Below are 5,569 nucleotides of genomic sequence, written 5' to 3'. Positions count from 1 at the left end.
GTGTCGTGTTGTTCGTGCTCGAGCCGTTGGCCGGGGTGGTGATGGTGATGACGGGGGCGATGGTGTCGACGGTGAACCGCGAGGTCGCCGTGCTGGAGTTGCCGGCGGCGTCGGTGGCGGTGGCCGCAACAGTGTGGGGGCCGTCGACCAGGGGCGTGGCCTGGGTCAGGGTCCAGGCGCCGGAAGCATCGGTCGGCACCGGTGTGGCTGGGCCGCCGTCGACGGCGACCTGGATGGTGCCGGAGAGGATGTCGCTGGTGCCGGCATACGTCGGGGTGGTGGTGTTCGTCGACGAGCCGTTCGCGGGGGTGGTGATGGTGATGACGGGGGCGACGGTGTCGACCGTGAAGGTCGAGGTCGCGGTGGTCGTGTTGCCGGCCGCGTCGCTGCCGGTGGCGGTGACGACGTGCGGCCCGTCGATGAGCGGCGTGGCCGGGGTGAGGGTCCAGTCACCGGTGGCGGAGGTCGTCACCGGGACCGGGGTGCCGCCGTCGACGGCGACCTGGATGGGGCCGGAGAGGATGTCGCTGGTGCCGGCATACGCGGGGGTGGTGGTGTTGGTCGACGACCCGTTGGCCGGGGTGGTGATGGTGATGACCGGGGCGACGGTGTCGACGGTGAAGGTCGAGGACGCGGTGGTCGTGTTGCCGGCGGCGTCGGTCGCGGTGGCGGCAACCGTGTGGGGTCCGTCGACCAGCGGGGTGGCCTGGGCCAGGGTCCACGCGCCGGTCGCGGAGGTCGTGACCGGCACGGGGGTGCCGCCGTCCACGGCGACCTGGATGGTGCCGGAGAGGACGTCGCTGGTGCCGGCATACGTCGGAGTGGTGGTGTTGGTCGAGGAGCCGTTGGCCGGCGTCGTGATGGTGACCACGGGGGCGGTGGCGTCGACGGTGAAGGTCGAGGTGGCGGTGGCCGTGTTGCCGGCGGCATCGGTCGCGGTCGCGGTGACCGTGTGGGGTCCGTCGATGAGCGGGGTGGACTGGGTCAGGGTCCAGCCACCGGTGGCGTTGGTCGTGACGGGCGCCGGGGTGCCGCCGTCGACGACGACCTGGATGGTGCCGGAGAGGACGTCACTCGTGCCGGTATAGGTCGGCGTCCGGTTGTTGGTCAGTGACCCGTTGGCGGGAGTCGTGATCGCGATGACGGGGGCCACCGTGTCGACCGTGAAGGCCGACGTCGCGGTCGCGACGTTGCCCTGGGCGTCGGTCGCCGTGGCGATGACGGAGTGGGGGCCATCAGTGAGGGGGGTGGCCTGGGCCACGGTCCAGCCACCCGTGGCGTCGGTGGTGACCGGGACGGGGGTGCCGCCGTCGACAGCGACCTGGATGGTGCCGGAGAGGACGTTGCTGGCGCCGGCGTAGGTCGGGGTCGTGTTGTTGGTCGAGGACCCGTTGGCGGGAGCGGAGATCGAGACCGTCGGGAGCACGTCGACGACGAAGGTCGTGGTGGCGGTCGAGGAGTTCGAGGCCGCATCCGTCGCCGTGGCCACGACCGTGTGCGACGCCTCGGTGAGGGGGGTGACGGGGGTGTAGCTCCACGAGCCGTCTGCCGCGGTCGGCACCGTGACGGGTGCGCCTCCGTCGATGACGAGGCTGATCGAGCCGCTCGGCACCCCACTGGTGCCGGTGACGGAGGGGGTCGTCGTGCGGACGGTGGAGCCCGTGGCCGGTGCGGTGATCGCGATAGCGGGGGCGGTCGTGTCGCACTCGACCCCACCGATCGGCGCCGTGGCCTGGACGGAGATCGGCAGCAGGCCGAGGTTGATCGTCCCGACGCCCCCGAGGAGGGTGACGGTCGCCGTGAGGTAGGTCGTCGAGAGGGTGCCGGCGTTGTCGACGATGTCGGCGTTGCTGGCCAGCCTCAGGACGACCGATCCGACCCCCAGGACGTTGACGGTGAGCGACGCTCCGGGAGCAAGGACCTGGGTGCCGATGCTCGCCGAGGTCACGGTGACCGTCGAGCCCGTCAGGGTGGCCGCCGCGGCGGCGCCGCTCGTCGCGGTCGTGCTGAGGGTGGGCTGCAGGGCGGACACGGTCACGAGTCCGTTGAGGAGCGACAGCCCCGCCATGTTGGCGGTCGTCGTCGCCTGGACGGAGCGGGTGTCGTGGACCGCGCTGGTCTGGGGGAGGGAGGTGGTCGAGGTGACGTTCGTGACACCCGTGTCGACGACCCCGACGGCGAGGAGCCGGACGTTGGCCCCGGCAGTCGTCGTGCTCGAGCTGGAGATGTCGCCCGTCACGCAGGCGGTGGCCGAGTTCCAGCTCACCCCGTCGGTGTAGGTGATGGCGCCGCTGCTGATCAGGCCGGCGACCGAGGCGGCCAGCAGGGTCCCGGACGCGGTGTGCGTCGGTGGGGCGGTCTCGGTGTTGGTCAGTCCCGCCCCGATCGGACCCACGGCGAGACCGAGGTTGGACGAGCTCGCTGTCGACGGCGTCGGCGCCGAGGTGCTGTCGGCCGTGGCGAGCGAGCGGACCAGGTCAGTGGCTGCAAGAGGCGCGGTGAGCAGGGTGCTCCGGGCGTTGAGCACGACGCCACCCGCGTTGGCGGAGTAGGGCGCCGGGAGCGGAGCGGCCTGCGCCGAGCTCAGCGACATGACCGGGCTGAGGACTGCGACCATGGCGACGGCCAGTCCGCTGGCCCACCAGCGGCGAACGATCGACGGACGAGCGATTCGGACGACGGCTGATAGATACATGTGTGTGCTTTCCCCTGAGTAGGCAGGTGCGGCTCTGCCGTAGACGTTTTGTGCCCGGCCCCGTTCATGCGGAGCCGACCCGCGCCCCTCCGGGCGCTCGTGCCGGCGGCTCGGCCGAGAGGAAGGAGGGGTGGAGGAAGCGTGTACCAGATAGAACCGATTTAAGCCTTTTTTAACTATTTCTTTACTCTTGGGGGTTTTGTGCCCGGAGCGCGCTCAGTCGGGTCTGCGCGCGACGAAGATGGCCGTGCCCGGGACGAGACGTCCTCGCATCGGTGACCAGCCGCCCCATACGGCCTCGTGGTCGTCGGGCCACTCGGGCTCGACGACGTCGACGACCTCGAGCCCGGCGGCGACCAGCTCCCGCACCCGGTCACCGAGCGTGCGGTGGTGCTCGACATAGGTCGCGACGCCGGCACGGTCCTGCTCCACGTAGGGGGTCCGGTCGAAGTAGGAGTGGGTCACCACCAGGCCGTCCGGGCCCGGGTCGTCGGGCAGGGCCCACCGGATCGGGTGGGTCGTCGAGAAGACGAGGCGGCCCCCCGGGCGCAGTACCCGAGCCGCCTCGCGCATCACTCGCGCCGAGTCGGCGACGAACGGGACGACCCCGTATGCCGTGAAGACGACGTCCAAGGTCTCTCCGGCGAAGGGGAGATGGAGCCCGTCGCACTGCACGTACGGCAGCCGGCGGCCGGCCGCGGCGCGCGCCTCGATGGCGACCCCCTGGGCCAGCATCCCCGAGGACAGGTCGCTGGCCACGACCCGGGCACCCCGACCGAGCAGCCACCGCGAGCACTGACCTGCCCCGGCGCCGATCTCGAGGACCCTTCTGCCGTCGACGTCCCCGAGGAGACGGGCGTCCTCCTCGCGCAGTCCTTCGGGTCCCCAGACGAAGTCGTCGTCCCCGAGGAAGCCGCCGTGCTCGAGGTAGTAGTCGTCCGCCTCGGCGTCCCACCAGCTGCGGTTGGCCGTCACCGTCTCGCGGTCGTCAGCCGGCCGACGGGCGACGGCGGCGGCCTGCAGGTAGGGGTCGAGCGGGGGTTCCTGACGAGGGTCCTGCGGGAGGTCCTGGCGGGGGTCGGGCGGCGGTGTGCTCACGTCAGACAGTCTCGCGTGGTGCCTGGGCTGAGAAGGCCCCGGTCATTTTGACCCCACGCGTGGGGCCCCGGTAGGCTGGAGCGTCGCACAGGTGTGCGCAACCTTGCTCGTGCCCATCCATTCTGCCATCTGTCCACCATCGGAGTTCCTCCTACATGACTGCTACTACGGTCGAGAAGACCGCCCCTCAGGTCGCTATCAACGACATCGGCTCTGAGGAAGATTTGCTCGCCGCGATCGACGCGACGATCAAGGATTTCAATGACGGCGACATCGTCGAGGGTGTCATCGTCAAGGTCGACCGGGACGAGGTCCTGCTCGACATCGGCTACAAGACCGAGGGTGTCATCCCCTCGCGCGAGCTGTCGATCAAGCACGACGTCGACCCGTCCGACGTCGTCAAGGTCGGCGACCAGGTCGAGGCCCTTGTCCTCCAGAAGGAGGACAAGGAAGGTCGTCTGATCCTGTCCAAGAAGCGTGCGCAGTACGAGCGCGCCTGGGGCACGATCGAGAAGATCAAGGAGGAGGACGGCGTCGTCACCGGCACCGTCATCGAGGTCGTCAAGGGTGGACTCATCCTCGACATCGGCCTCCGCGGCTTCCTGCCCGCCTCCCTCGTCGAGATGCGTCGCGTCCGCGACCTCCAGCCCTACGTGGGCAAGGAGATCGAGGCCAAGATCATCGAGCTGGACAAGAACCGCAACAACGTGGTCCTGTCCCGCCGCGCCTGGCTCGAGCAGACCCAGTCCGAGGTGCGCACGACGTTCCTCAAGGAGCTCCAGAAGGGCCAGGTCCGCACGGGCGTCGTGTCCTCGATCGTCAACTTCGGTGCCTTCGTGGACCTCGGTGGCGTCGATGGCCTCGTGCACGTGTCGGAGCTCTCCTGGAAGCACATCGACCACCCGTCCGAGGTCGTCGAGGTCGGCACCGAGGTCACGGTCGAGGTGCTCGACGTCGACATGGAGCGCGAGCGCGTCTCGCTCTCGCTCAAGGCGACGCAGGAGGACCCGTGGCAGCACTTCGCCCGGACCCACGCGATCGGCCAGGTCGTCCCGGGCAAGGTCACCAAGCTCGTCCCCTTCGGTGCGTTCGTGCGCGTCGACGACGGCATCGAGGGCCTCGTCCACATATCCGAGCTGGCCGAGCGCCACGTGGAGCTGCCGGAGCAGGTCGTCCAGGTCGGTGACGACATCTTCGTCAAGGTCATCGACATCGACCTCGAGCGTCGCCGGATCTCGTTGTCGCTGAAGCAGGCCAACGACGAGAGCGCCCCGGTGTCCGAGTTCGACCCGACGCTCTACGGCATGGCTGCGGAGTACGACGACGAGGGCAACTACAAGTACCCCGAGGGCTTCGACCCGGAGACCAACGAGTGGCTCGAGGGCTACGACACCCAGAAGGAGAAGTGGGAAGGGCAGTATGCCGAGGCCCACACCCGCTGGGAGGCCCACAAGGCGCAGGTCGAGGCGGCCGCGAAGGCGGACGCCGAGGCCGCCGCGGGTGGCGACAGCTCCACGTCCTACTCGTCCGCGACCGGTGACGTCGCCGACGACGACAACGAGGAGCGCGTCTCCACGCCCCGGGCCGCACCGGTCGTCGAGGGCACGCTCGCCTCGGACGAGGCTCTCGCCGCCCTGCGGGAGAAGCTCACCGGCAACTGACGGCTGGATGCGTCAGTAGCGTTTGCTCAGTAGCGCGAGGAACGGCCCGGCCCCCTTGGGGAGCCGGGCCGTTCCACGTCCCACACCCCGGACGTGCGGGCCCCCGGCCAACCCG

Annotated in this window: 3 protein-coding genes; 1 reads left to right on the top strand and 2 read right to left on the bottom strand. The window is 69.9% G+C overall.

Annotation, left to right across the window (positions count from 1 at the left end):
* Positions 1–2,695 (bottom strand): Ig-like domain-containing protein (locus tag Q0R63_RS09560; RefSeq protein ID WP_295696744.1); only part of this gene is annotated, 2,695 nt, incomplete at its 3' end.
* Between the two features lie 216 nt (positions 2,696–2,911).
* The gene (locus Q0R63_RS09555; protein ID WP_295696746.1) at positions 2,912–3,718 is read right to left on the bottom strand and encodes a methyltransferase domain-containing protein; all 807 of its coding nucleotides are present in this window, start codon (positions 3,716–3,718) and stop codon (positions 2,912–2,914) included.
* Between the two features lie 230 nt (positions 3,719–3,948).
* On the opposite strand from Q0R63_RS09555, the gene rpsA reads away from it, so the two are divergent.
* The gene (gene rpsA / locus Q0R63_RS09550; RefSeq protein WP_295696743.1) at positions 3,949–5,454 is read left to right on the top strand and encodes a 30S ribosomal protein S1; all 1,506 of its coding nucleotides are present in this window, start codon (positions 3,949–3,951) and stop codon (positions 5,452–5,454) included.
* Positions 5,455–5,569: the final 115 nt, after the last annotated feature.

The organism is Lapillicoccus sp., from assembly GCF_025353065.1.
GTDB lineage: Bacteria > Actinomycetota > Actinomycetes > Actinomycetales > Dermatophilaceae > Lapillicoccus.
Note: the sequence above shows the minus strand (reverse complement) of the source record. Positions and strands in the feature narration are given on the sequence as shown.

Coding starts and splice junctions, on each gene's coding strand:
- rpsA (WP_295696743.1), top strand. CDS start 3,949: ATGACTGCTACTACGGTCGAGAAGACCGCCCCTCAGGTCGCTATCAAC.